Consider the following 25,614-nt stretch of genomic DNA (forward strand, 5'->3'; position numbering starts at 1 on the left):
TCGACACGGCCCGGCTCGCGTTGCATGCCGCCCTCGCCGCAAGCGCGGTGCTCGTTTTCGCCCTCGTCGGCATCCCCCTCGCGAGAACCGCTCTCGTCGCCGCCACCCGCGGCCGCATCGTCTTCGAGCAACTCTTCCTCGCCGGCATCCTTGGCGCCTTCGCCGCCTCCGTCATTTCGAGCCTCACCGGCGTTGGCCACGTCTATTACGAAGTCGTCGCCATCCTGCTCGCGATCTACACGTTCGGTCGCACGCTGGGCGACCGCCGCCGCGAAGCCGCGCTGCAGGCGGCCCAGGCGCTCGGCGAGGAATTCGAAACCTGCGAACGCCTGGCTCCCGAGGGTGCCCTCCAACGCATCCCGGTGCGCGAGATTCGCCGCGGCGATCTCGTCCACATCGCCGCCGGCAGCGCGGTGCCGATCGACGGCGTCATCACCGAGGGCTCGGCCCTCGTGCAGGAAAACACGCTCACCGGCGAAGCGTTTCCCGTCACCCGCCGCCCCGGCGATCCCGTGCTCGCGGGCAGCCGCCTCCTCGATGGCCCCCTTCGCGTGCGCGCGACCGCTCCCGGAAACGAACGCCAGCTCGATGCCTTGTTCGAACGCGTGCGCGCCGCCCAGTCCCGCCCCGCCCACCTCCAGCGCGAGGCCGACCGCCTCGTCGCGTGGTTTCTTCCGGCCGTGATGCTCGTCGCGGCGCTCACCTTCGCGGGCAGGACCCTTCACTCCGGCTGGACGGTCGGCCTGTTCAACGCCCTCGCCGTGCTCCTCGTCGCCTGCCCGTGCTCGATGGGCCTCGCCACGCCGATCGGCGTCTGGTCCGCGCTGGCCGATCTCGCCCGTCACGGCATCGCCGCCGGCACCAGCGACCTCGTCGAGCGGCTCGCGCAGGTCGAGCAGGTCGTCTTCGACAAGACCGGCACCCTCGGCGACGAGCGCCTCGCCCTGGTCGATTTCGTCAGCGCGCCCGGCATCGACCGCGAAACCCTCCTCGGCGAGATTTCTGCGCTCGAGGCCGCCAGCGATCACCCGATCGCCAATGCCTTTCGCCTCCATCCGCCGGCCGGCATCGCGACGAACGTGCGATTGATCTCCGGAGTCGGCATCGAAGGCCGCGTCGGCGACGTCCACCTTCAGATCGGCAACGCCTCGCTCCTCGCCGGTCGCTCCGCCGACATCCTGCGCGCGGAACTTCCCGCCGCTCTTCCCGGCGAACGAGAGCTCCTTGTTCTGCGCGACGGCGAACTGGCCGGCGTGGCCCGGCTTCGCGAGCAACTGCGCGAGGCCGCTCGCACCATCGTCGCCGACCTCGAGGCCGCCGGCCTCCCCTGCACGATCCTCACCGGCGACTCCTCGCCCACCGCGCACGGCCTTGCCGCGACGGAATCCGGCCTCACTCCGGAAAGGAAGGCTGCTCGGGTGCGCGAACTGTCCGCCGCCGGGCGCGTCCTCTTCGTCGGCGACGGCGTGAACGACGCTCCCGCCATGGCCGAGGCCCATGCCTCGCTGGCGCTGGCGACCGGCAGTTCGCTCGCTCGCGAGACCGCGCTCGGCGAGTTCCACGACCTCCGCGCCATTCCTTTCGCCATCGCCCGCAGCCGCGCCACGCTCCGCGCCATTCGGCAGAACCTCCTGTTCGCCGCCGCCTACAATGGCCTTGGCATCACCCTCGCCGCCGCGGGCATCCTGCACCCCGTCGCCGCCGCGCTGCTCATGCTCGCCTCCAGCCTCACGGTAAGCGTCCGCGCCCTCCGGCCCGTGAACGTCCGATTGACTCCGCGCCCGCGGCGCGCTCCGCTGGCGGACATTCCGCATCCGCAACCCGTCTGAAAATGCCCGCCACTCCTGCCGCCGAAGCCACGCACCGCGCGCATGTCGCCGCCCGGCGCGAGCGCTCGCCGTTGTGGCGCGTCATCCACGCCCTCGGCTCGCTGAAGCTGGCCCTGCTCCTTCTCGCGACCATCGCGATCGCCTGCGCCGTCGCCACGTTCGCCGAGAGCCGTTTCGACACCAAGGTCGCGCAGGCCTACATTTACAAGGCGCCGTGGTTCACCGTCTGGCTCGGCGTCCTTTGCCTCAACCTCTTCGCCGTCACGCTCACCCGCTGGCCCTGGCAGCGAAAGCACCTCGGCTTTGTCATCACGCATTACGGCATCATCACGCTGCTCATCGGCGCGATCATCGGCTCGCACTTCGGCTTCGAGGGCAACGTCACCCTCCACCGAGGCGCGCCTCCCGCCGACCGCATCACCACCAGTCGAAGCCTCCTCCAGATTCAGAATGCCACCACCGACGACTTCGACCTCGCCCCCTTCGACGCCCAGCTCGTGCGTCCTTCCGAGGCCCGTCCCCGTGAATTTCCGGTGCCCGGCACGGATTGGAAGATCCGCGTCGACGCCTGGGCCGACGCCCTGACCACGAGCGAACGTCTCGCCCCGGCCGAGAGCGGCCCACCCGGCGTCACTCTCGACTTCTCATCGAAAATGATGGGCCAGCACATCAGCCTGCCGCTCGTTCTCGCCCCCGACGCCCCCGCGCCGCGCGACTTCTTCGGCCTCGCAAAGGTCTCCCTCGTTCCCGATCTCCCGGCCCGCGCCCCTCTTGCCATCACGGAATCCCAGCTCGTCTTCGCGAGATTTGCTTCCGTCACTCAGGCCGAGGGCGACGTCCGCACCGGCGTGCAGGCCGCATTGAGTTCCGACGGCGCGATTCTCACCGTCACGCTCGCAGACGGCAAATCCGTCGACTTCGACCGCGTGAAGATTACCGGCCAGCCGCAAAAGGTCGGCCCCGCCACGATCACCGCGACCGAATACTGGCCCGACTTCGTCTTCGCGAACGGCAAACCCGCCACCGCCAGCACCGAGCCGCGGAATCCCGCCGTGCTCGTCCGGGTCGAAGCCCCACGGCCCCTGCCCGGCGCGCGCCCCATGCTCGAGGTCGCCCCGGCCGCGGACGGCATCACCTACCAGCTTGGGCGCGGCGATTACGCCATTTCTCGCGGCGCTGCGAAGGTCGGCGCGTCGTTCCCGCTCGGCTGGGCGGACTGGACCGCTACGCTTTCGCAGTCGCTTCCTCACGCCCGCCTGGTCACGGAGCGACGCCCCGCCGGGGCCGGCGAAAATGGCGCGCCCGGCCTGCGCGCCCGACTGGTCAGCCCCGCTGGCGTGGCCGGCGCCCCGCACTGGCTGGCCTCCGGCGATGCACTCACGCTCACCGGCGATGGCGTGACCGCCCGCCTCGGTTACGGCCTCGAGTCCCGCCCCGTCCCGTTCGAGATCGGCCTGCGCAATTTCGAAGTGCCCCGCCTCGAAGGCACCGACACCCCCGCGAACTTCATCGCCACCGTGGAATTCCGCGATCCGAAAACCGGCGCGACGAAACAGGATGTCGCCCAGATGAACCACCCCGCGAGCTGGCCCGGCGGCGCATTTGCCGTCACCACCGGATTGAACTACAAATTCTCCCAGGCCCAGTGGAATCCCGAGGACCTCGGCGAAACCACGCTCCAGGTCCTCTACGACCCCGGCTGGCTCCTCAAGTGGACCGGCTCGCTCGCCATCTGCTGCGGCATTTTCATCATGTTCTACCTGCGCCCGAAAAAATCATGAGACTCGTCCTGTTCCTCGCGCTCATGCTCGCCGCGCCGCTCGCCCGCGCCCTCGACGCCACGCCGCTCGAGGCGATTCCCGTGCAGGAAGGCGGCCGGAAGAAACCCTTCCTCGTCTTCGCGCAGGAGAATCTCCTCACCCTCAGCGGCCGCACCGCGCTCACGCTCGACGGCCGTTCGCAGTCCGCTTCCGAGATCATCAGCCGCCTCTGGCTCACCCCCGAGAAAGCCGGCTCGCTGCCCCTCATCCTCGTCAACAATCTCCCGCTGAAAGCCGCCGCCGGTCTCGACGAATCCCGCAAATGGTTCTCCCGCGACGAGCTCGCCGCCAGCGCCGGCTTCCTCGCCCTCTACCAGCGGGCCGAGGTCGCCCGCCGCACCGCGAAGGACGGCAAGCTCACCGGCACCGACAAGACCGTCGACCAGATCGCCCAGCGCATTGCTCGACTCGATGCCCTGCGGACGGGCGAACTCCTCCGCCTCGTCGCGAATCCCGCCGGCGATTCCGCCGCATGGAGCCCGCTCCCTCTCGACAATCCCGCCGTCGCATCCCTCCGCGCCGCTCTCCTCTCGGACAACGACGCCGCCTTCAAAGCCGCCGCCGATTCCCTGCGCACCTCCCTCGCCGCGCAGGCCCCGCAGTTCCAGCCGTCCGCCTGGAAAATCTCGCTCGAGCTGCTCTATCAAAAAGCTCACCCGTTCCGCTGGGCCTGGATTCTTTACCTCGCCGCCGGCATTACCCTCGCCGTCACCTCCGTGCGGGGACGACGGGCCGGCTACGCCATCGCCTGGGGGCTCGCCGGGGTCGGGGCGCTGTTCCAGGCCGCCGGATTCACCGGCCGCATCCTCATCGCCGGCCGGCCGCCCGTCTCGAACATGTATGAGTCGATCATCTGGGTCGCGTTCGGCGCCGTGTTCTTCGCGCTCGTCTTCGAGGCCATCCACCGCGGACGCTATTTCCTGCTCGGCGCCACGTTTGCGGCCGTCATTCCGCTGCTCCTCGCCGACTTCCAGCCGCTCGCCCTCGACCGCTCGATCCAGCCGCTCACGCCCATTCTCCAGAGCAACTTCTGGCTCGCGACGCACGTCCTCATCATCACCCTCAGCTACGCCGCCTTCCTCCTCGCCCTCGGTGTCGCCCACATCGCCCTCGGCAAGATCGTCCTCGGCCGGAAACCCTCCGCCGCGCTCTACAACTACATCTACCGCACCCTTCAGGTCGGCGTCCTCCTGCTCGCCATCGGCACCATCCTCGGCGCCGTGTGGGCGAATTACTCCTGGGGCCGCTTCTGGGACTGGGACCCCAAGGAAACCTGGGCGCTCATCGCGCTCCTCGGCTATCTCATCGTGCTGCACGGCCGCATCGCCGGGGCGTGGGGTGGCTTCGGCCTCGCGCTCGGCGCGTTGCTCGCGTTCCAATCCGTCCTCATGGCCTGGTATGGCGTGAACTTCGTGCTCGGCGTCGGCCTCCACAGTTATGGCTTCGGCTCCGGCGGTTTTGGCTACGCGGTGACGTTCGTGACCGTGGAACTCGCCTTTGCGGGGCTCGCCGCTTGGCGCCATCTCGGCCAGGCCAAATCCCCCGCAGGAGTTCGCGGGATCGATCAGCCCGCGTAAAGCGCCTCGACCAGCGCGAGCGCGCGCCGCTTCGGCAGCACGCCCATCTCCATCTGGTTCATCACGTAGGCAAACCCGAGGCCGGCATCCGGATCCGCAAAGGCCAGGCTGCCGCCCGCGCCGGGATGCCCGAACGCCCGCGTGGACGGCCCAAAATTCGCCCGGATCTTGCGCCCCTCGCCGTCTACGGGATCCCGCATGAACCCCGCCGAGAACGCCGTCTCGAGACGAAGCACCTTGTCGAGGCCCTGCGAGAGGGTGTGCGTCATGTGGGCGAGGGAATGCGGACTGAAGTAATGCACTCCACCCCAGGCGCCGCCGGCCGCCAGCATCGCGTAGAACTTCGCGAGCGCGGAGGCCGTGCCGATGCCGCTGAGCGACGGGATGGACGCGCCGCGCACGGCGGGAGAATTCATCGGCGACACGCCCGCCAGCCCGCCGGGCGACGCAAACGCGCGACGCGTGAGCGAATCCGGCCGGGCCATCGCCTCGGCGAACTCATCCTCCGGCTCCACGCAACCCCCGGCCTTCGGCGGCAACATCTGCGCCACGCGATCGTGCAGTTCCGCCGGCATGCCGATCCAAAGATCGAGCTCCAGCGGATCGCCGAAGTGCGTCCGAAAATATTCGCCCAGCGGCACGCCATTCGCGAGCCGGCGCACCATCTCGTCGGCGACGAATCCAAACGTGCGCGGGCCGTAGCCGTGGCCGCCATCCTGCCACAGCGGGACCTGCCCCTCGATCGCTCGCGCCACGCCGTCGTGATCGAGGATCGAGAGATCCTTCGCGTCCAGTGCGCTCAATCCCGCCCGGTGCGAGAGCACCTGCCCGACGGTGAGCGACTCCTTGCCGCAGCGACCAAACTCCGGCCAGAACTCCATCACCCGCGCCTCCAGCGGCACGCCGCGGCGCTCCAACGCATGAAGCACGCACGCGCTGGCCAGCCCCTTCGTCGCGGACCAGATCAGCACCGGCGTCGCGACCTCCCACGGCAGCGACCGCGCGCCATCGCGCCAGCCGTCGTGCAACGAGAGAATCTCCTCGCCGTCCTGCCAGATCGCGACCGCCGCGCCCACCTCGGCGCCGCGGGCAAAATTCTCCGCGAAGGCCGCGCGCACGCCTGCGAGGTTCAATCCCGCCGCGCTCACAGGCTCATCATCACTTCCTTCAGGTCCGGATCGTATTTCGCAATCTCGCGAAACTTGTCGTCCATCTTGAAACTGATCTCGAGGGCATGCTGCGCATCCTGGAGATTGCCGAGCACCGCGTCGTAGCAGCCCATGTTGTAATAATACGTCGCCTCGCGCAGCAGCGAGGCCGGCCCCTTGAGCAGAAGCTCCTTCGCCTCGCGCGTCTGCCCAAGCTCGTGCAGGCAAAATGCACCGTGAATGTAGCCCGTCGTCTGCTGCGGATCGGCGGTGCGGAGCTGTTCGCACACAACCATCGCCTCGCGCCAGCGCCGGGCGCGCATGTGAATGAAAAGGCGCACCTGCAGGACCTCGAGGCAGGCCTGCTCGGCCGTCGGCAGCTCGTCGAGTTCGCGCAGAGCCTCATCGGGCATTTCCAGCTCGATGTATCCTTGCGCCGCGAGGAGCGTGCGTTCGATCGCCATGCGGGGAAAATGCGCGCGACCCGCCCGATTGAAAAGTCGAAACCCATTTCGCATTCCCCAATCGGCAATCCTTATTACCATCCGGGGAATGGAGCGCAGATGGATTTTACCCGAAGCCGTGAACGCCGCCGCCGCGCAGGCGCTGGCCCGCGAGCACGGCCTGCCGCGATTCGTGGCGGATCTCCTGTGCTCCGCCGGCCGCATCGGCAGTGAAGCCGTCGCCACCTTCCTCCAGCCGCGTCTCCGTTCGCTCTCCGATCCCAACCTCCTGCCCGGCATGCCCGCCGCGGTGGCGCGACTGGACGCCGCCCTGCGCGCGAACCAGCGCATCGTCCTCTACGGCGACTACGACGTGGACGGCGTCGCCTCGCTCGCACTCCTCCATCGCGTGCTGCGCGCCTACGGCGCCCGCGTGGAATGCTTCCTGCCGCTCCGCGTCGGCGAAGGCTACGGCCTCAGCGCCGCCGGCCTCGAGCGGTGCGTGGAAATCCACGCGCCGGACCTGCTCGTCGCCGTGGATTGCGGCACGAACTCCACCGCCGAGATCGCGGCCCTGCGCGACCGCGGCATCGACGTCATCGTGCTCGACCACCACGAGCCGGACGTCTCGTTGCCGGCCTGCGCGGCCCTCGTGAATCCCAAGCTCGGCGACGGCGCCTTCGCGTATCTGTGCAGCGCCGGCATCGTCTTCAAGGTCGCCCACGCCCTGCTCAAGGCCTCGCCGCTTCCCGGCTTCGATCTCCGCGACGTCCTCGACCTCGTCGCTCTCGCCACGCTTTGCGACCTCGTGCCGCTCGTCGGTGAGAATCGCATCCTCGTCCGCGCCGGCCTCGACCAGATGACCCGCAGCCGGTGGCCGGGCATCACCGCCCTGCTCTCCGCCGCCGGGGTCAGCACGCCCGTGCGCGCCGCCGACATCGGCTTTCGCGTCGGCCCCCGCATCAATGCCGCCGGCCGCCTCGGCACCGCGCAGGAAGCCCTTCAACTTCTCCTCACCGACGATCCCGCCGAGGCCCTGCGCATCGCCGCGAGCCTCGACGCGCAGAATCGCGAGCGCCAGGCCGTCGAGCGCGCCGTCGCCATCGAGGTCGAAACCTGGCTCGACGCGAACTTCGATGCCGCCCGCGATGCGAGCATCGTCGCCGGCGCGCGCGACTGGCACCAGGGCGTGCTCGGCATCGTCGCGTCTCGCATCTCGCGGCGTCACCACCGGCCCACGCTCATCGTCGGCTTCGACGAGACCGGCCAGGGCAAGGGCAGCGGCCGCAGCATCGAGGGGTTGTCGCTCGTCGAGGCGCTCCGTCGCTGCGAGACGCACCTTGGCAACTTCGGCGGGCACGAGATGGCCGCCGGGCTGAATGTTCACGAAGACCGCTTCTCGGAATTCCGCGCCGCGTTCGAATCCACCACCCGCTCCCTTGTCACCCGTGAAATGCTCGTCCCCCGTCTCCACCTCGACGCCGAGGTGTCCCTCGCCGCGTTTGGTCACGACCTTCTCGACGCCCAGGACATGCTCGCCCCGTTTGGCAACGGCAACCACCAGCCGCTTCTGCTCGCCCGCGCCGTCACTCCCGCCGCCGAGCCGCGCGTGCTCAAGGAGAAGCACCTGCGCATCGCCTTCATCGGCGACCGCCGCCAGACCGTGAACGCCATTTTCTTCAACGGCGCCGAGCACCCCCTGCCTCGCCCGCCGTGGGACGTGGCCTTCCACCTCGAGCGCAACGCCTGGAACGGCCGCGTCGAGGCCCAGATGCAAATCATCGCGATTCGTTCCGCCGCGTGACCTCGCTTCCCGAACCACCCGCCGCCATCAGCCCGGACACGCCGCTCAATAAGCTCGACTGGATCCCGCCGAAGCGCGCCGCCAGCCTGCGCAAGCTCGGCCTCCGCACGCTCGGCGACCTCGTCCTGCACTATCCCCGCCGCCACGAGGACCGCCGCCACTTCGCGCCCTTCCCCGACGCCGCCGGCGAGAAGCCCGTCCTGCTCTGCGGCACCGTCGTGAAGGCCGGCTACCTGCCCTACGGCGGATGGAAACGCGGCTTCCAGGCCGTGCTCGAAGAACTCGGCGCCGGTGCGCTCGCCCGCCGGATTTCCTGCCGCTGGTTCAACATGCCCTACGTCGGCAAACTCATCGCCGTCGGCATGCGGATGGTCGCCTACGGCCGGCCGAAAGCCCGGGGAAAGCAACTCCTGCTCGATTTCCCCGAGTTCGAAATGATCGAGGACGACGGCGACACCCTCGTCCACCTGCACCGCATCACGCCCGTGCATCCCGCCGGCGAGGGCGTCACCCCGCGCCGGCTCCGCGAGTGGATTTTTCAAGCCCTCCAGACCACGGATCTCGCCCGCATCCCGAGCCTGCTGCCGGGCGCGGACGCCCATCCGAAGCGCGCCGCCACCCTGCGCGCGATCCACTTTCCGGAATCCTTCGAGGCCCTCGAGAAGGCCCGCCGCCAGCTCGTCGCCGAGGAATTCTTCGCCATGCAGGCGCTCATCGTCGCGCGGCGCGCCCGCGTCGAGGCGCTGCCCGGCAAGGCGAAGGTCGCCCCGGGCGAACTTCTCGCAAGACTTCACGCCGCCCTGCCCTTCGCGCTCACCCGGGCACAATCCCGCGCGATTGCCGCGATCCGCGCCGACATGGCCAGCGACCGCCGGATGAACCGCCTGCTCCAGGGTGACGTCGGCTCCGGAAAGACCCTCGTCGCGCTCTCCGCCGCGTTGCTCGCCATCGAGGCCGGCACGCAGGCGGCGATCATGGCCCCCACCCAGCTCCTCGCCGAGCAGCACTACGCGAATTTCCGGCGCCTGCTCGCCCCGCTCGGCATTCGCATCGCCCTGCGCACCGGCTCACGGCGCACCAGCGACAATCTCGAACTCTGGTCGGGCGAGGGCGCCCCGCAACTCGTCGTTGGCACGCACGCCCTGCTCTACGACCCCGAGGAACTCCAGAATCCCGGCCTCATCGTCATCGACGAGCAGCACAAATTCGGCGTGCTCCAGCGCGCGAAGCTCATTCTCCGCGCCGACGCGCCAGACGTGCTCGTGATGACCGCCACGCCGATTCCCCGCACCCTCGCGCAGACCGCCTACGGCGATCTCGACGTCACCGTCATCGACGAGATGCCCGCCAATCGCGGCCGGATCATTACCGGCATTCGCGACACCGCGAAACTGCCCGACGCCGCCGCGTTTCTTCGGAAGCAGATCGAGACCGGCCGGCAGGTTTACATCGTCTACCCGCTCGTCGAGGAATCCGAAAAGATGGAGGCCAAGGCGGCCACCGCGGAGTTCGAGAAGTGGCGCCAGTTGCTCGCTCCGCACGCCTGCGGGCTGCTCCACGGCCGCCTGAAGCCGGAGGCGAAGGAAGCGGCCATGCGCGCCTTCGCCCAAGGCGAGACGAAGGCTCTCGTCGCCACCACCGTCATCGAAGTCGGCATCGACGTGCCGAATGCGAACGTCCTGCTCGTTGAGAATGCCGAGCGCTTCGGCCTCGCCCAGCTTCACCAGCTCCGGGGGCGTATCGGCCGCGGCGAGCACACGTCGTATTGCATTCTCATGCCCGGCGAGGACACACCCGAAGCTCGCGAGAAACTCGCCGTGCTGGAGCAGACGCGCGACGGTTTTGCGGTCGCCGAGGCGGACCTCCGCCTGCGCGGCCCGGGCGACCTGCTCGGCACCGCGCAGACCGGCCTGCCGCCGCTTCGGCTCGGCGATCTCTTCCGCGATGGCGAAATCCTCGAGGCCGCCCGCAAAAGGGCGACCGCGATTTTCCAATCCGATCCCGAGCTCGCCCGCCCCGAGCACGCGCCGCTCAAGGCCTGGCTCGCCCTTCAGGACGCCACCGCCCTCGAAGGCTAGGCGTCGTCGCGCAACCCGTCGAAGTAGTCGAAAAACACGCCGTCCGGATCGTGTCTGGCGCGCAGTTCCGCCAGCCGCGCCCAGCTCTCCGACGAGAAGGCCCGCCGTGCATTCGACGGCCGGCCCACGGTATCCGACTCGCCGACATAGAAGCCCGCGACGAGGGGATCGAGCCGCTCCACGAGCTCGCGATGCCATTCGGAATTCACGGCATCGTCCGCCGCATCGGTCCACATCGTCCACGGCCCGCCGTAAATCCGTGCATGCATGGAATACGCGCCGGCGGCTGGGTCCGGCGCCGGATTCGCGCCCGTGAAGAAGACAAACAGCACGAGCGACAGCGGCGACGGCGCGTTCGCAAAATGCGGCCCTACCGCATCGACGAGATCGCCGGCATTGGCATCGGAAAACGTCGCCTCGACGCGATTGCGCAGCCCCTCCGGCCACAACGCCCCGGAGGCATCGAAGAGTTCCTCGAACGTCACGGGCGCAGGCGGCGTGTGCCCGACATTTCGGGCAAAAATCGGCCCCTCGGCGAGCGGCCGCAATTCCGCAAGCGCCTGCTCCCCGGTTTCTACAAACGCCGTCGCCGTCACGAGGCAGATTTTCCCGCTCGAAGTTGGGCGATCCGCCGGCGCGGCCAGCAGGAAGAGGCTCAACTCGACGCACGGCGCCAGCTTCGGCGCGATCTCGCCGAGCCATGCCGCGACTTCCGCGGCGTCCTCGTATGCGTAGGAAATGCTGGTTCCGTGGATCGCCGCCGGCAGCGGATAGAGCCGCAGGTGATACCGCGTCGCCACCCCGAAAAAGCCGGAGCCCGCGCCTCGCGCGGCCCAGAAATACTCCGCGTTCTCGGTCGCGCTGGCGATGATGCGTTCGCCCGCCGCCGTCACGATTTCCACCGCCTCGACGCTGCCGGCGCCAGGCCCCCAGATGCCCTGATTCCACGACATCCCGCCGCCCAGCAGGTAGCCGCTCAGCTTCACCTGCGGACAATGCCCGCTCGGAAACGCCAGCCCGTGGGCATTGAGAGCGCGCTGGGCCTCGCGATTGCTGATGATCGGCTGCACGACGGCGCGCCGCGCCTCGACGTCGATCGAGATCACGCGATCGAGGTGGGTGAGATCGATCAGGACGCCGCCGTTGCGGAGCGTGGGCTGGCACCAGTTGTGCCCGCCGCCGCGCACCACGACTTTCAAGCCGTTGGCCCGCGCGAATCGAATCGCCGCGACGACATCCTCCTCGTCGGCCACGCGCACCACGACATCCGGCGCACGCTCGGGGATCAGGCGATTCCAGAGATTGCCGTGGAGGAGTTCGTAAAAATGGGAATCCGTCCGCCCGGCGACATCGCCGCGGCAGGCTTCCTTCAATGCCGAGAGGTCCATGACGAAAGGGGACGGCCCGTCCCGGGAGACGGGCCGCCATTCACGCGAACCGGATCAATACTGAATCTTGTCGGGCTTGGCCTGGTATTCCTTCCAGACCTCGACGGCCTCCTCGCGGAGGAGCTGGGTGAGCTTGATCGAGCGCTGCTCCTTCGGCAGGGCGAGTTCCTTGTAGATCGGGCTGTCGTCGAAGTTCCCGTATTTGAAGGCATCCTCGACCGTCGCGGCGTAGAAGACCTGGTCGATGCCGGCCCAGTAACACGTCGCCATGCACATGGGGCAGGGCTCGGCCGAGGTGTAGAGCGTGCAGCCGGTGAGCTTGAAGTTCTGCAGCGTGATGCAGGCGAGACGGATGGCCTCCATTTCGGCGTGCCAGGTGGGATCGTGGCTGGCGACGACGCGATTCATCCCCTCGGAGACGATCTCGCCATCCTTCACGATGACAGCGCCAAAGACGCCTCCCGTGCAGTATTCGAGGGAGGCCCGGCGCGACATCGCAATGGCGCGGCGGATGAATTTTTCGTGATCGGGGTTTGCAGTGCTCATGGTGTGTTTTGTGGTGTGTTTGGGAGAAGGAAACGGGGCTACCAGGGCAGCAGCCACCAAAGGGCAATGATTTCGGCGACGAAGAGCCCCGCGAGAATTGCGGAGCCGCGCCAGCTCGTGGCCGCGGATGCGGGCTCGGGAAACAGCCACCAGCCGAACCACCGCACGAACAGCGGCATCGTGGCAAAGCTCGTCGCGAAGACGCTGATGACATTGCCGATGAAGGTCGCGAGCGACGCGTGCAGCCCGAGCGCATGCAGCACCGGGCTGAGATATTTCATTTCCAGCATCACGATCGGAAACAACCCCAGCAGCACGAGCAGCGAGGTCTTCCAGTTCGGCGGGCCCTTGCCCGTGACGGGATCCACCGGCACCCAGCCGGGAAACGATGTCGCCAGCCGCATGAGCTCCTCGCTCTCGATGAAGGCCTTCGATTCCGTGAGCAGCTCCGCCCGCTCGGGCGCGGCCATCCATGCTTCGAGGTGCTCGGCGGTGTCGTAGCGGACAAGCGTCGTCCAATGCGAATCCTTCCCCGACGGCGGCTGGAGATACATGCCGCGATAGCCCGGGTATTTCGCCTGCGCGGCCTGAATGCGGGTCGCCCATTCGCGGTAGGTCGCCTCCATGCCGGGCTTCACTTTCGAGAGGATCACCTCGGTAACGGTCGTTCCCGGGGACGTCGGGCCGGCGCCCGGTTCCATCACTTCGCCGATGTTGCCGCCCTCGAAGAATGGCAGCGCCTCCGCGAGCACCGCCGCCCGCTCGGGCGATCTCTGCCACACCTCGAGCTGCGCCGCAGTCTCGAAATTCAGGATGAACGTCCATTCCTCGCTGCCCGCGCTGCCGGGCGGCATGAGGTCGCTGCTCAGGAATCCGGGAAACTTCGAGACGACGGCGTCGTGGTGCCCCTGCCAGGCCGTGAACGCGTCGGCGTCCTCGGGACGAACTTTGGCGGTGGCGATCAGGACGGCAGGGGCGCTCATGAATTTCTCAAAACAAGACGGTCAGTCGCATCGTGGCGGCCCAGGCTCCGCCGAGCTCCGCGCCGAGGCCGGGAGTCGGAATGTAACTGACGACCGGCTGCAGGTAGGTGGCGGCGACGAGATGCGCCTGGTAGTAGCCCTGAAACATCAGTTCGCTCTCGCGCGAGAATTCCCGGGGGTTCAACCGCGACCACGCCACGCCCAGACCGGCGGAATCCTGCGAGCGCCCGGGCACGAGGCCGAAAGCCGTGATCCCGCCGCCAAAATAGCGCTGGAACGGCAGCGTCTCGGAGTCGTTCGCGCCAAACTGGAAAAACGCGCTCACCCCGGCGTTGTCCCGGCCGGGATGCTGCAGCCACAGGCGCTGCGAGCCGAAGAGATACACGCCCGTCGCGCCGTTCTCGGTCACGCCCGGCCCGCGCAGTTCGCCGATTTGATTCCACAGGCCGATGGCAAACGAGCCCGGCAGATTTCCCGCGCGACCGGCGGGAATCTCCCACGCGCCGCCCGCCTCCCAGATCTGGAAATAGTAGCCGTTGAACTGCGGCCCCAGCATGCCCGTCTGCGTGTTGTTGTTCGCGATATTCCCGTCGTAGAAGCCGTAGTTGAAATAGCAATTTTCCGTCGGCGCGAGCGTCGTCGTCACGCCACAGGTCGAATTGTAATAACCGGGCATCACACCAAGCGCCGTGGGATTCACGAAGACCGGGGTGAAGGCGAGCCCCGACACCGCCGGCACGGCCAGCGTCTCGTCCTGCGTCGGCACGGGCCGCAGCACGTTGCCGAAGTCATTCGTCGGCACCATCTTGCCGACGCGCGCGACGAGCTTGCCGTCGAAGAATTCCTGCCGCCACCAGAGCTGATAAAGCTCCGAGCGGTGCAGCGGCTCCGGCCCCGGCAGCGAATTGTAACCCTGCGCGCTGCCGGCCTGCTGGTTTGTCTGCTGTCCGTCGAACTGCAGGAACTCGATGCCGAATTTGCCGCCCTTCCAGCCGATGAGCTTCTCCGCGTCCAGACCGAGACTCAGGATGAACAGGCTGTTGAAGCTCCACGCCTGCGGATCCGCCCCGCCGGAGATCACGAAGTTCGCGTCGCCCACCCACACGCCGCCGAGGAACACGCCAGAGTCCTTTTTGAAACCCGCGAGCCGGCCCAACTGACCCGTGCCGGTGGACTGGTTGATCGCGCCGGGGTTTGCGCTGATCCCCAACGCCTCGTCCGTCGAGCCTGCCCGGGTCTCCGTCGCCGTGAACATCACGCCAGCGACAAGCATTGGAAACCAGCGAACGCGGCGCATTTTTCACGACGTTAGCGCGCCGCCCGTCGCGCTGCGAATGAATTGCATCGACCTCTCGAAAAATTTTCGCCCTTCGAGAACGGACAATCCGCAGATTGTTCTTCCCGGTCCCGCCCCGGCGCAAAATGCTGGAGCCATGACGCCCGCGGCCATTTTTCGCGCCTTTTCCGATCACGGAAACCGGCTGCGACTGCGTTTCTCGGTGCGGGAGCCGTTCGCCATCCTCACGAACAACTGCTGGGGCTCCGCGCTCTATCGCGACCTCGACATCTCCTACAACACACCCTTCGTCGGCACGCTCGTCCCGCCGGAGTGCTACCTGCGTTTCCTCGGCGACGTCCCCGGTTATCTCGCGCAACCCCTTCGGTTCATCGAGACCTCGCGCTACGGCTGGCCGATCAAATACCCGCTTGCGCTCCTCGGCGACGCGGAGGTCCACTTCATGCATTTTCCGACCCGCGAGGAGGCCGCCGGAAAATGGACCCGCCGCCTCGAGCGCATGCCGCGCGACCCCGCCACGTGGCGCGTGAAGTTCTGCGATCACCACCTCAGCCTCGATCCCGCCGAAGCCACCGCCATGCTCCGCGCCTTCGACGCCCTGCCCTTCGCGCACAAGATCACCCTCCTCGGGCGCGAGAACCCCGGCCTCGCCAGCGGCATCGTGCTTCGGGAATGCCTCGCCGCCGGCCGCGTGCCCGATGGCCATGCCGCCTACCGGCCGTCGCTCCGCTATTTCAATGCCGCCGCGTGGTTGAACGGCGACCGGTAGTTGTTTTTCGCAGGATCCTCGCGTAAGAAGAGCGAGACAAAATGGCACGCTCGCAACCCACCGTCCTCATCGTCGACGACGAAAAGAACACCCGCGAAGGACTGCGCGACGCCCTCGAGGACAGTTTCGAGGTTTACATCGCCGGGGACCAGGACGGCGCGCTGGCCACGCTGGATGCCGAGTCCGCCGACGTGATGATCACCGATCTCCGCCTCGGCGCGGACAACGGCATGCAGCTCATCGAGCAGGTGCTGAAGCGCCCGCGGCCGCCGGTCTGCATCATGATGACCGCCTACGGTTCGGTGGACACCGCCGTCGAGGCCATGAAACGCGGCGCCTACGATTTCGTGACGAAGCCGGTGAACATCGACCGCCTCGAGATGCTCATCCGCCGCGCTCTCCGCGAGCGCGACACCGTGCGGGAGAACGTCGAGTTGAAGGAACGCGTGCAGCGCAACGAATCCCTCGACGCGATGATCGGCCGCTCGCCGCAGATGGTGCAGGTATTCGACACCCTCAAGCAGGTCGCTCCCTCCCGCGCCACCGTGCTCATCCAGGGCGAAAGCGGCACCGGCAAGGAACTCGCCGCCCACGCCATCCACCACCTCAGCCCCCGCGCCGGGAAGAAATTCGTCGCCGTGCACTGCGCGGCGCTCTCCCCGCAGCTCCTCGAGAGCGAGCTGTTCGGCCACGAACGCGGCGCCTTCACCGGCGCGACCGAGAAACGCATCGGCCGCTTCGAGCAGGCCAATGGCGGCACGCTCTTCCTCGACGAAATCGGCGAGATCGACTCCTCCACGCAGGTGAAAATCCTCCGGGTGCTCGGCGAGCGCGCCTTCGAACGCGTCGGCGGCAACCAGACGATCCAGACCGACGTGCGCCTCGTCGCCGCGACGAACAAGGACCTCGCGAAACTCGTCGCCGAGGGCAAATTCCGCGACGACCTCTTCTTCCGCCTGAACGTCGTGCCCATCACTCTGCCGCCGCTGCGCACCCGCAAGGAGGACATCCCGCTTCTCGTGCAGGCCTTTCTCAAGGATGCCGCGCGGGAAAACGAGAAGCCCTTCCGCGAACTCACGCCCGAGGCGATGGCCTGCATCCTCGACTACGACTGGCCCGGCAACGTCCGCGAACTCCGCACCGCGGTCGAGCACGGCGTCGTGATGTGCAGCACCCCGCGCATCGGCGTGCGCGACCTGCCGGCGGCCATTCGGAGCGCCATTCCGCCGGTCGCGACCGATACGGCCCCTTCCCAAAAGCCAGACGCTTTGGATTTGCACCACGCGGAACGCGTCCTTATCTTCCGCGCGCTGGAAGAAAGCGGCGGCAATCGGTCCGCGGCCGCTGAACGGCTGGGGATAAGCCGACGCACCCTTCATCGCCGGCTCAAAGAACTGAACATCACCAAACGCTAGCGCGCGCCTTTTCCTCCGTCGTTTATGGTTCCGTCTCCCGGCCAGGGTTTTCAAACCGCCATCCACTCCCTCGAACAGGGTAAACTTGCCCCGTTGCTGCGGGCATTCGCCGGCGTTGTCGTCCTGCTCACGGTGGCCCTGCTCTATCTTTTCGTGCAGTTCACGGGCTTCGACTCGCCCACCGCGATGGATCAGGGCCAGATCTCCCGGTCGCTGGCCTCGGGAGAAGGTTTCTCGACGAAATACATCCGTCCGCTGGCCCTCTGGCAGCTCAACCACGCCGAAAAATCCATCCCCGCCGGCAATTTCCCCGATTTCCTCCAGCCCCCGCTCTCCCCGCTGGTCAACACGATCCCGCTTCTGCTCGCGAGGTCCCACTGGGACATGACCCCGAAGGACATCGTCTACGCCGGCGACCGCGCCATCGCGATTTTCTCGACGCTCCTCTTCCTCGCCGCCGTCGCCGTCGGCTATTTCGTGGCTCGGCGCCTCTTCGACGCGTCTCTGGCCCTCGTCGCCTGTCTGCTGGCGCTCGTCACCGACATCCTGTGGAAGTTCTCGCTCTCGGGGCTGCCCCACATGCTCCTGTTGCTTCTTCTGATGGTCGCGAGCTGGATGATCGTTCGCGCCATGGACGAGCAGGAGACAGCTCCCCAGGCTCCGCCGCTCAAGAAATGGCTTTTGCAGGCAGGCATTGGCGCGCTCTTCGGCCTGATGACGCTCTCGCACTGGCTCGCGTGCTGGTTCTTCTTCGGCTACCTCTTCTTCGCGTTCTTCTATTTCCGCCCGCGGATTCTTCCCCTTGCTGCGCTCGCCACCTTCCTCGTCGTGCTCACGCCGTGGATCGTGCGGAACATCCAGGTTTGCGGCCATCCGTTCGGCATTGCCCTGTTCCCGCTTGGGCAGGACATGACCCTCGTCCGCTCGCTCCAGCCGGACTTCAGCGATCTCTTCTACGGCTTCAAGATGAAGGTCCGCACCGGCATCGTGGACCAGATGGGCGCGCTGTTCTCCTATCTCGGGCTGAACCTCGCCGCCCTCGCCTTCTTCGGCTCGCTCTTTCACCCTTTCAAAAGCCCGACCGCCGCGCGCTTCCGCTGGTGCATCCTCGCCATGTGGGTCGCCGCCGTCCTCGGCATGGCCGCCTACGGACCGATCACCAACGCGGTGAGCGATCCGCAGCTCCACTCGGTCTTCATCCCGCTGATGATCTTCTACGGGCTCGCGTTTCTGCTCGTTCTGTGGAATCGCCTCGGCTTCCAGCACTCGCTCTTCCGCCTGATCTTCAACGCCGTGATCGTCATTCTCGCCGCGATCCCGATGCTGCTCACGCTCTTTGCCGGACAGGCCCGCTCCGTCAACTGGCCGCCCTACGTCCCGCCCTACATCGCCATTCTTGGAGACTGGTATGATCCCAAGGAAGCGCTCTGCTCCGACATGCCCTGGGCCGTCGCCTGGTATGCGAATCGCAAATGCCTCCTGCTGCCCGACACGCCGAAAACGATGATCGAGATCAGCGACTACGACATCATTGGCGCCCCGATCCAGGGCCTCTACCTCACGCCCATCACCGGGGACGCGAGATTCCTCTCCGACATCGCCACCGGCGAATACAAGGCGTGGGCCGGCCTCATCACGCGCCAGCCGCAGAGCGTGAAAGCCTTTCCGCTGAAGGCCGCCACGCTCCTGCCGGTGGATGGAAAGGTCGTCCTCTTCGCCGACCACGACCGCTGGTCCAGCGCCGTCAAAACGCCATGAGCAAAGCCACCCCATCTCCGGAATCCCCCGCGCCCTCGCTGGAAGCAGCCCTCGAGCGCCTCGACGCGATCGTCCGCGAAATGGAGGCCGGCGAGCTCCCGCTCGAGACGCTCATTGCCAAATACGAGGAAGGCATCGGCCTCTCGAAATTCTGCGAGGAAAAACTCGCCCGCGCCGAGGAACGGATCCGCATCATCACCCGCGACGCCGCCGGAAATCCCATGCTTGAGGAATTCGACGCAACCGGCGAAGAATAGCCGAATGCCGCTATTGCAGCGAATCAAGTCTCCGGCCGACGTCAAGGCTCTGCCCGCCGCCGACCTTCCCGTCCTCGCCGAAGAAGTTCGCCAGGAACTCATCCGTGTCCTTTCGCAAACCGGCGGCCACCTCGGCCCGAATCTCGGCGTCGTCGAGCTCACCATCGCGCTGCACCGCGTCTTCGATACGCCCACCGACAAATTCGTGTTCGACGTCAGCCACCAGGGCTACGTCCACAAGCTGCTCACCGGCCGCTACGAGCGATTCGACACCATCCGGCAATACGAGGGCCTGAACGGCTTCCTTCTCCGCACCGAGAGCGAGCACGATTGCTACGGCGCCGGCCACGCGGGCACCGCGCTCAGCGCCGCCCTCGGCATGGCCACCGGTCGCGACCTCCGCGGGAGCGACGAACACGTCGTCTGTGTCGCTGGCGATGCCGCCTTCACCTGCGGCGTCAGTTTCGAGGCCCTCAACAACGTCGCGAATTCCACCCGGCGATTCATCGTCGTCCTGAACGACAACGAATGGTCCATCGCGAAGAACGTGGGCGCCGTCGCCGAGTATCTCAACCGCATCGTCGCGAACCCATCCTACGCGCACCTCCACGAAAAGGCCGCGCACTTCGTCGAGCGCCTCGGCGGAAAAACCGCCCGCAAACTCGCCGGCAAGATCGAGGCCGGCGTGAAGAATCTCATCGCCCCGTCCGTGATCTTCGAGGATCTCGGCCTGCGCTACTACGGCCCGATCGACGGCCACGATGTCGATCTGCTCACGCAAACCTTCGAGTTCCTCAAGACGCAGACCGAGCCCGTCATCCTTCACATCCTCACGAAGAAGGGCAAAGGCTACGCGCCCGCCCTCGCGAAGCCCGACAAGTTCCACGGCCTCGGCAAATTCCAGGCCGACACCGGCGAAACCGCCGCCGCCCCCACCCCGACGTATTCCGAGCTCCTCGGCCACACGCTGGCCGACTTCGCCGACCGCGACAATCGCATCGTCGCCATCACCGCCGCCATGCCCACCGGCACCGGCCTCGTCAGCTTTGCCAAGCGCCATCCGAAGCGCTTCTTCGACGTCGGCATCGCCGAGGAACACGCCGCCCTCTTCGCCTGCGGCCTCGCCACCCAGGGGCGCAAACCCTTCCTCGCGATCTACTCCACCTTCATGCAGCGCGCTTACGACATGATCCTGCACGACATCGCGCTGCAGAATCTCGACGTCGCCCTGTGCATGGACCGCGCCGGCCTCTCCGGTGACGACGGTCCCACGCACCACGGTCTCTTCGACATCGGCTACCTCCGCCCCGTGCCCGGACTCGTGCACATGCAGCCGAAGGACGAGGACGAATTCGTCGACATGCTCTGGACGATGGCCCACTACAACGGCCCCATCGCCATTCGCTACCCCCGCGGCGCCGGCACCGGCGTGAAGCCCAAGGACCAGCCAAGGCTGCTCGAGATCGGCAAGGCCGAGGTCGTCCGCCATGGCAAGCAGGTCGCCCTCTTCGGCCTCGGCAACATGTGCGAGGTCGCGCTCGAGACCGCCCGCCTGCTCGAGGCGCACGGCATCGATGCCGCCGTCATCAACCCCCGCTGGATCAAGCCGCTCGACACCGCCACCCTCGAATTCTTCGCCCGCGGCTGCGACGTCATCTGCACGCTCGAGGATCACGTCCTGCCCAACGGCTTCGGCTGCTCCGTGATGGAGCATCTCTCCGAGCAACGCATCACGACGCCCGTGGTCCGCATCGGCTGGCCCGACGAATTCATCGAGCACGGCAGCGTGCCGATCCTCCGCGAAAAGCACGGCCTCACCGCCGCGGCTGCCGCTGAGAAAATCCTCGCCGCCCTTCCGACCCGCAAGCGCGCCGCCGCGCCGTCCGCAGCCTGACGCCCGCGCTCACGTCGCGAGTTTCAGGCCGACGATTCCGCCGCCGATCGCCAGCAGGCAGGCTGCGCGGGCCAGCGTGAGCGCGTCGCCAAAGGCCACGACTCCCACGATTGCCGTGCCGATTGTGCCGATGCCGGCCCAGATCGCGTAGCTCGAACCAAGCGGCAGCGTCCGGACGGCCTGCGCAAGGAAGACAACGCTCGCGACCATCGCCGCCAGCGTGAACGCCGTGGCCACGGGCCGCGTGAACCCGTGCGTGTATTTGAGCCCGATCGACCAGCCGATCTCGAGCACTCCCGCAACGAACAGATAAAACCAAGCCATAACCATTTTCGAAAAAATGGAGGCCGTCCCCCGTCTTCCAACTCTCTCCGGGGTCGTCCCCGAAGCGTCACCGCGAAATGCGGCGACGCGCAAAGTTTAACGCACGATCGCGGGATGGCAACCCGCCCGAGATCAATGATCCTTGGCTGCGATCGCCGACTGCGTCGTGATGCGATCCGTCAGCGCCAGCAATAGAGCGGAGACCACGAAGGTGATATGGACAACGACCTGCCACAGAATCTGCATGTTCGCGTCCAGGCCGCCGGGGGTGGTTTTCAGAGAACCGATCTCGATGAACGTGCGGAGCAGATGGATCGAGGAAATCCCGATGAGCGCCGTGGCCAGCTTGACCTTCAGCGCGCCGGCATTCACGTGCGACAGCCACTCCGGCTCGTCCGGATGCCCACGCAGGTTCAACCGCGAAACGAAGGTCTCGTAGCCACCGACGATGACCATCACCAGCAGGTTCGCAACCATCACCACATCGATCATGCCGAGAACGGCAATCATGATGTCCTGCTCGGTAAACTTCGCCAGCTCTCCAGTCAGCGGATCCAGCGTCGGATAAAACAGCCCGTGGATGAGGTGGACGAGCTCCTTGAAAAATTGAACGACGTAGACAGCCTGGGCAACGATCAGGCCCAGATACAAAGGCGCCTGCAGCCAGCGGCTGAAAAAGATCAGGCTGCCGAGGCCGCGAAGATAGATGGGTTGGGAAGAGCGATCCGTCATGAGATTTTGAAGGCGCATGGCGATACCACGGACCGCGATTCCGCGCAACCGGAACGCGTTTTCCCCCTGTCCGTGCCGCGCGCTCTGTGTTTTACTCGCCGACCCTTATGTCCACGAAAGACCCCAACGCCCAGCGCATGGAAAAGATCGTCAGCCTGTGCAAACGGCGCGGCTTCATCTTCCAATCGAGCGAAATCTACGGCGGCCTGAACGGCTTTTGGGACTACGGTCCGCTCGGCGCCGAGCTCAAAAAGAACCTCAAGGATTTCTGGTGGCGCCGCAATGTCCGCGAGCGCGACGACATGGTCGGCATGGACGGCTCGATCATCATGAACCGCGCCGTCTGGAAGGCGAGCGGCCACGAGGCGACGTTCAGCGACCCGATGGTCGACTGCAAAACGTGCAAGACCCGCTACCGCGCGGACCAGCTGCCGGAGAAGAACGGCGAGAAGTATTGCCAGAACTGCGGCGGTCGCGACCTCACCGAGCCGCGCGACTTCAACCTGATGTTCAAGTCGCACGCCGGTCCGCTCGAGAGCGAGGATAACCTCGTTTACCTCCGCCCGGAGACCGCGCAGGCGATTTTCGTGAACTTCCGCAACGTGCTCGACACCTCGCGCAAGAAGCTGCCCTTCGGCATCGCGCAGATCGGCAAGGCCTTCCGCAACGAAATCAATCCCCGCAACTACACGTTCCGCTCGCGTGAGTTCGAGCAGATGGAGATCGAGTATTTCTGCCGCGCCGAGGATGGCCTGCGCCTCACCGACGAGTGGCTCGAGCACCGGCTCAAATTCTACGAAGACATCGGCATTCCTCGATCGAAGATCCACATCCTCGACGTGCCGGACGGCGACCGCGCGTTCTATTCGAAGAAGACCTACGATCTCGAATACGAGTTCCCGTTCGGCATCAGCGAACTCGAGGGCATTGCCTACCGCACGGACTACGATCTTTCCGCGCACATCGCCGCCAGCGGCAAGCCGCTGGACTATTTCGACCAGGAGAAGAACGAGAAGTTCGTGCCGCACGTCGTCGAGCCCAGTGCCGGCGTGGATCGCACCACGCTCGCGCTGATCTGCGAGGCTTTCGACGAGGAAACCGTCACCGACGAGAAGGGCAAGGCCGAGGTGCGCACCGTGCTGCGCTTTCACCCGCGCATGGCCCCGATCAAGGTCGGCATTTTCCCGCTCCTGAAGAACAAGCCCGAGCTCGTCGCGAAGGCCGAGGAAATCGTCGCCCTGCTCCGTCCGCACATGATGGTGCAATACGACGAGACCGGCGCCATCGGCCGCCGCTACCGCCGCCAGGACGAAGCCGGCACGCCCTTTTGCGTGACGGTCGATTTCGACACCATTGGCGAAAACGGCCCGGAGACGCAGGACACCGTCACGCTGCGCCACCGCGACTCGATGGAACAGAAACGCATGGCCATCGCCGACCTGAAGGCCTGGCTGATCGAGCAGATCAGCTGACCGGTATTGCCTCTCCGGGGGAGGATTCCGCCGATCCCCGCGTGAGAGCCTCGTCAATCCTTCTTCACCCGCGCGGCCTGCAGACCCGGGCATGAAAAGACCCGGCGGAAGGAATTCTCCAGCGGGTTTTTCCCGGAGACCGGGCGCGCGCCCCTGCGCGCTCATGGAGAGCCGAGAATACCGTCGGCGCCGACCTTCCCGGGAGGCGCCGTGCTTCGAATCCTCTCGAACCGGTTACGGAGTGCCGGGCAGGGCGGGAAGCCCGCTGGATGACCTTTCGGCCGATCTGAATGGAGAACCGGTCAGCGACTCCTGGGGCAAATATTTTTGAAGCACGCCCTTGGCCGAATCGGAGATCGGGGCGATCGAGAAGAGCGGCAGTTGCGGGATTCCGGATGGCCCCGGCGTCCATTTCATGCCCTCCGTCTCGACGAATAATCCCGCACAATAAATTCCGCCTTCGTCGCCGACGAGGATTTCGATCGACTTGCTTTCTCCCTCCCTGAGCGTGAACCACTTTCCGGCAAAGATCGGCGTCGATCTTTTGTTCGGAAAGGAAGCTGCGCCCATTTCCTCCCGGGCGGTGCCGGAATAGCCATGATCCGAAGCGTCGAGGACGAGTGTGCCGCCCAGCTTCACGATCATCACGTTGTCGCCAAATCCGACCAGCCGGAAGGTGCCCGACTTGGCGGCCACCACGGTTCCTTTGTAGTGGGCGATCCATTCGCCGGGATCGGATTCCGGAGCCTGAAAAGCCCTGCCCGCCTCGGTATCGGGAATGGCGGGAAAGAAAAACTGGTTCGCGTAAAGTTTCGTCGGCGACTTCCAGTATTTATTCTCGCTGGGGATGCGCCAGGCCCCGGACAGGAATTTCTTAAGGAATCCGGTGTATTGGGGGACGTTCATGCCCGTGGGCCGATCGGCGCGATCCCGCTTCATGTCGTAGAAATTTCCCTCGATTCCGCCGTTCGGCGATGACACCCCGAAAAAGGGAGTGGCGGCCATGCCGGGAGAATTCGTCGCCCCCAGGCCTCCCAATCCCAACGAGGCGCCTCGACCGGGGAGACCCAATCCCTGGGTGTCGCTGAGAAGCGAGCTATCGGTATCCGGCGTGAGTTCGAGCTCCGGCAAATTGACCGCCGAGGCGCCGGTTGCCGTGATCCGCTTTGGCTGGACCGGGGCGCTCATGGCCTCGCGCTTTTGCGCAAGCTGCACGGTGTGTTCGATCTTCTTCTGGCTGTCGGTTGGCGGCACCACCACGGCTTTGAAGTTCGTGGGGCGCTCGGTGATGGTATTGACGACCAGATACCACGCTCCCGCCAGGAAAACGACGTGCGCAAGCACGCTGATGATGATGAACCATATCCGGTTCTTGCCGTCCGGCGTCTTCGACTGCGATTCGGTCGGAGCTGCCAGCTTCGGCGTTTCTTCCACCGGAGCGGGAGGCGTCTTCGGTGCAGCGACCGGCTTCGTTGGAGAGGGACGCTTGGCGACCGGCGGTCCTTTCGGTTTCAACGATGCCTTTGGGATTGGCGCCGCTTTCATGGCGGCCGCGGGGGCGGGAGCCGCCGGCGGGGAGGAAGGCCGGAGAGCGGAGGCGCCCGCCTGGTGGTAGCGAGGGACGCGCGCCGGGCGGGAGTTTGGCGGAAGCGGAATGCCTTTATTCATCATCGGAAACGGTAAACGTGACAGCTTCGATCCGCGCTGCGGCCAGGGCATCCAGCACCTGAATGGCGCGACTGTATCGGGCGACCTGATCGCTCACGATGGTGACCACGAGCGGGGACTTGGCGGCTTCGGCACTTTGCCTGAGCCGTGACAGCGCCGCCGTCAGTTGCGGCAGCTGGGCGCTCTGGGGGGAGTCCATCGGCTCGTCGTTCAAGGTCACGTCGCCAACGTCGGAGACCGTGATGATCTGCTCATCAACGAAGTTCACGGGCGCATCCGTATCCGCCACGCCAGGAAGGTCGATGTTCAGCTCTTTCTCCACTTTCACGGCCCCGGCCATCACCATGAAAAACAGCATGATGACGAAAACGACGTCGATCATGGGAGCGATCTGGAATCCCAGAGCCCCCTC

Annotated in this window: 21 protein-coding genes; 11 read left to right on the top strand and 10 right to left on the bottom strand. The window is 66.4% G+C overall.

Annotation, left to right across the window (positions count from 1 at the left end):
* The 3 genes from VIM61_14640 to ccsA form a co-directional block, all read left to right on the top strand.
* The coding region (locus VIM61_14640) for a cation-translocating P-type ATPase (GenBank protein HEY8901646.1) at positions 1-1,829 on the top strand (1,829 nt) is incomplete at its 5' end.
* A gap of 2 nt (positions 1,830-1,831) precedes the next feature.
* Positions 1,832-3,610: a hypothetical protein gene (locus tag VIM61_14645; protein ID HEY8901647.1), complete on the top strand. Its 1,779-nt coding sequence runs from the start codon at positions 1,832-1,834 to the stop codon at positions 3,608-3,610.
* Positions 3,607-5,226 (top strand): cytochrome c biogenesis protein CcsA, encoded by a 1,620-nt coding sequence (gene ccsA, locus VIM61_14650; protein HEY8901648.1) that lies wholly within the window; start codon positions 3,607-3,609, stop codon positions 5,224-5,226. The genes VIM61_14645 and ccsA overlap by 4 nt, the downstream gene beginning before the upstream one ends.
* On the opposite strand, the gene VIM61_14655 is transcribed toward ccsA, so the two are convergent.
* Positions 5,214-6,344 (bottom strand): serine hydrolase domain-containing protein, encoded by a 1,131-nt coding sequence (locus VIM61_14655; protein ID HEY8901649.1) that lies wholly within the window; start codon positions 6,342-6,344, stop codon positions 5,214-5,216. The two genes, ccsA and VIM61_14655, sit on opposite strands and share 13 nt — an antisense overlap.
* A 26-nt stretch (positions 6,345-6,370) precedes the next feature.
* Complete coding sequence (locus VIM61_14660) at positions 6,371-6,838, bottom strand: hypothetical protein (GenBank protein HEY8901650.1); 468 nt, start codon at positions 6,836-6,838, stop codon at positions 6,371-6,373.
* A 118-nt stretch (positions 6,839-6,956) separates the two neighbouring features.
* Here VIM61_14660 and recJ point away from each other — a divergent pair, with 118 nt between their 5' ends.
* Together recJ and recG are read left to right on the top strand one after the other, a co-directional pair.
* Positions 6,957-8,621 carry a single-stranded-DNA-specific exonuclease RecJ gene (gene recJ, locus VIM61_14665; GenBank protein ID HEY8901651.1) on the top strand — a complete coding sequence of 555 codons (1,665 nt, stop codon included), beginning with the start codon at positions 6,957-6,959 and terminating at the stop codon, positions 8,619-8,621.
* Positions 8,618-10,699 (top strand): ATP-dependent DNA helicase RecG, encoded by a 2,082-nt coding sequence (gene recG / locus VIM61_14670; GenBank protein ID HEY8901652.1) that lies wholly within the window; start codon positions 8,618-8,620, stop codon positions 10,697-10,699. The genes recJ and recG overlap by 4 nt, the downstream gene beginning before the upstream one ends.
* On the opposite strand, the gene VIM61_14675 is transcribed toward recG, so the two are convergent.
* The 4 genes from VIM61_14675 to VIM61_14690 are packed head-to-tail and all read right to left on the bottom strand — an operon-like array spanning position 10,696 to position 14,913.
* Positions 10,696-12,087, bottom strand: a complete 1,392-nt coding sequence (locus VIM61_14675) for an FAD-binding oxidoreductase (GenBank protein ID HEY8901653.1) — start codon at positions 12,085-12,087, stop codon at positions 10,696-10,698. The genes recG and VIM61_14675 overlap by 4 nt on opposite strands.
* A 54-nt stretch (positions 12,088-12,141) precedes the next feature.
* Positions 12,142-12,633, bottom strand: coding sequence for a nucleoside deaminase (locus tag VIM61_14680; GenBank protein HEY8901654.1), 492 nt, complete (start codon positions 12,631-12,633; stop codon positions 12,142-12,144).
* A 38-nt stretch (positions 12,634-12,671) separates the two neighbouring features.
* Positions 12,672-13,616, bottom strand: a complete 945-nt coding sequence (locus VIM61_14685; protein ID HEY8901655.1) for an antibiotic biosynthesis monooxygenase — start codon at positions 13,614-13,616, stop codon at positions 12,672-12,674.
* Positions 13,617-13,623: 7 nt separating this feature from the next.
* On the bottom strand, positions 13,624-14,913 hold the full coding sequence (locus VIM61_14690) for a carbohydrate porin (GenBank protein HEY8901656.1): 1,290 nt from the start codon (positions 14,911-14,913) through the stop codon (positions 13,624-13,626).
* A gap of 136 nt (positions 14,914-15,049) precedes the next feature.
* Here VIM61_14690 and VIM61_14695 point away from each other — a divergent pair, with 136 nt between their 5' ends.
* The 5 genes from VIM61_14695 to dxs are packed head-to-tail and all read left to right on the top strand — an operon-like array spanning position 15,050 to position 21,006.
* Positions 15,050-15,682, top strand: a complete 633-nt coding sequence (locus VIM61_14695; protein HEY8901657.1) for a DUF1919 domain-containing protein — start codon at positions 15,050-15,052, stop codon at positions 15,680-15,682.
* Between the two features lie 41 nt (positions 15,683-15,723).
* Positions 15,724-17,097 carry a sigma-54 dependent transcriptional regulator gene (locus VIM61_14700; protein HEY8901658.1) on the top strand — a complete coding sequence of 458 codons (1,374 nt, stop codon included), beginning with the start codon at positions 15,724-15,726 and terminating at the stop codon, positions 17,095-17,097.
* Positions 17,098-17,121: 24 nt separating this feature from the next.
* Positions 17,122-18,855 (top strand): glycosyltransferase family 39 protein, encoded by a 1,734-nt coding sequence (locus VIM61_14705; GenBank protein ID HEY8901659.1) that lies wholly within the window; start codon positions 17,122-17,124, stop codon positions 18,853-18,855.
* Positions 18,852-19,112 carry an exodeoxyribonuclease VII small subunit gene (xseB, locus tag VIM61_14710; protein HEY8901660.1) on the top strand — a complete coding sequence of 87 codons (261 nt, stop codon included), beginning with the start codon at positions 18,852-18,854 and terminating at the stop codon, positions 19,110-19,112. The genes VIM61_14705 and xseB overlap by 4 nt, the downstream gene beginning before the upstream one ends.
* A gap of 4 nt (positions 19,113-19,116) precedes the next feature.
* A complete protein-coding gene (gene dxs, locus VIM61_14715; protein HEY8901661.1) occupies positions 19,117-21,006 on the top strand; it encodes a 1-deoxy-D-xylulose-5-phosphate synthase in 1,890 nt (629 codons plus the stop codon).
* A 9-nt stretch (positions 21,007-21,015) separates the two neighbouring features.
* Here the strand turns inward: dxs and VIM61_14720 are convergent, their stop codons facing one another.
* Both VIM61_14720 and VIM61_14725 read right to left on the bottom strand, forming a co-directional pair.
* Complete coding sequence (locus VIM61_14720) at positions 21,016-21,330, bottom strand: multidrug efflux SMR transporter (protein HEY8901662.1); 315 nt, start codon at positions 21,328-21,330, stop codon at positions 21,016-21,018.
* Between the two features lie 132 nt (positions 21,331-21,462).
* Positions 21,463-22,062 (bottom strand): TIGR00645 family protein, encoded by a 600-nt coding sequence (locus VIM61_14725; GenBank protein HEY8901663.1) that lies wholly within the window; start codon positions 22,060-22,062, stop codon positions 21,463-21,465.
* Between the two features lie 107 nt (positions 22,063-22,169).
* On the opposite strand from VIM61_14725, the gene VIM61_14730 reads away from it, so the two are divergent.
* Entirely contained in the window at positions 22,170-23,534 is a 1,365-nt protein-coding gene (locus VIM61_14730) for a glycine--tRNA ligase (GenBank protein HEY8901664.1), read from the top strand.
* A 234-nt stretch (positions 23,535-23,768) separates the two neighbouring features.
* Here VIM61_14730 and VIM61_14735 read toward each other — a convergent pair whose 3' ends face one another.
* Both VIM61_14735 and VIM61_14740 read right to left on the bottom strand, forming a co-directional pair.
* Complete coding sequence (locus tag VIM61_14735; protein HEY8901665.1) at positions 23,769-25,049, bottom strand: hypothetical protein; 1,281 nt, start codon at positions 25,047-25,049, stop codon at positions 23,769-23,771.
* 145 nt (positions 25,050-25,194) lie between these two features.
* Positions 25,195-25,584 (bottom strand): biopolymer transporter ExbD, encoded by a 390-nt coding sequence (locus tag VIM61_14740; GenBank protein ID HEY8901666.1) that lies wholly within the window; start codon positions 25,582-25,584, stop codon positions 25,195-25,197.
* Positions 25,585-25,614: the final 30 nt, after the last annotated feature.

It is taken from the genome of Chthoniobacterales bacterium (genome assembly GCA_036569045.1).
Lineage (GTDB): Bacteria > Verrucomicrobiota > Verrucomicrobiia > Chthoniobacterales > JAATET01 > JAATET01.

What these genes read in the sequence shown, in the direction of transcription:
- VIM61_14695 (HEY8901657.1), top strand. Translation starts at nt 15,050, where the DNA reads ATGACGCCCGCGGCCATTTTTCGCGCCTTTTCCGATCACGGAAACCGG.
- VIM61_14675 (HEY8901653.1), bottom strand. Translation starts at nt 12,087, where the DNA reads ATGGACCTCTCGGCATTGAAGGAAGCCTGCCGCGGCGATGTCGCCGGG.
- xseB (HEY8901660.1), top strand. Translation starts at nt 18,852, where the DNA reads ATGAGCAAAGCCACCCCATCTCCGGAATCCCCCGCGCCCTCGCTGGAA.
- VIM61_14685 (HEY8901655.1), bottom strand. Translation starts at nt 13,616, where the DNA reads ATGAGCGCCCCTGCCGTCCTGATCGCCACCGCCAAAGTTCGTCCCGAG.
- VIM61_14725 (HEY8901663.1), bottom strand. Translation starts at nt 22,062, where the DNA reads ATGACGGATCGCTCTTCCCAACCCATCTATCTTCGCGGCCTCGGCAGC.
- VIM61_14645 (HEY8901647.1), top strand. Translation starts at nt 1,832, where the DNA reads ATGCCCGCCACTCCTGCCGCCGAAGCCACGCACCGCGCGCATGTCGCC.
- dxs (HEY8901661.1), top strand. Translation starts at nt 19,117, where the DNA reads ATGCCGCTATTGCAGCGAATCAAGTCTCCGGCCGACGTCAAGGCTCTG.
- VIM61_14705 (HEY8901659.1), top strand. Translation starts at nt 17,122, where the DNA reads ATGGTTCCGTCTCCCGGCCAGGGTTTTCAAACCGCCATCCACTCCCTC.
- VIM61_14740 (HEY8901666.1), bottom strand. Translation starts at nt 25,584, where the DNA reads ATGATCGACGTCGTTTTCGTCATCATGCTGTTTTTCATGGTGATGGCC.
- VIM61_14730 (HEY8901664.1), top strand. Translation starts at nt 22,170, where the DNA reads ATGTCCACGAAAGACCCCAACGCCCAGCGCATGGAAAAGATCGTCAGC.
- VIM61_14690 (HEY8901656.1), bottom strand. Translation starts at nt 14,913, where the DNA reads ATGCGCCGCGTTCGCTGGTTTCCAATGCTTGTCGCTGGCGTGATGTTC.
- VIM61_14700 (HEY8901658.1), top strand. Translation starts at nt 15,724, where the DNA reads ATGGCACGCTCGCAACCCACCGTCCTCATCGTCGACGACGAAAAGAAC.
- VIM61_14720 (HEY8901662.1), bottom strand. Translation starts at nt 21,330, where the DNA reads ATGGCTTGGTTTTATCTGTTCGTTGCGGGAGTGCTCGAGATCGGCTGG.
- VIM61_14680 (HEY8901654.1), bottom strand. Translation starts at nt 12,633, where the DNA reads ATGAGCACTGCAAACCCCGATCACGAAAAATTCATCCGCCGCGCCATT.
- VIM61_14660 (HEY8901650.1), bottom strand. Translation starts at nt 6,838, where the DNA reads ATGGCGATCGAACGCACGCTCCTCGCGGCGCAAGGATACATCGAGCTG.
- ccsA (HEY8901648.1), top strand. Translation starts at nt 3,607, where the DNA reads ATGAGACTCGTCCTGTTCCTCGCGCTCATGCTCGCCGCGCCGCTCGCC.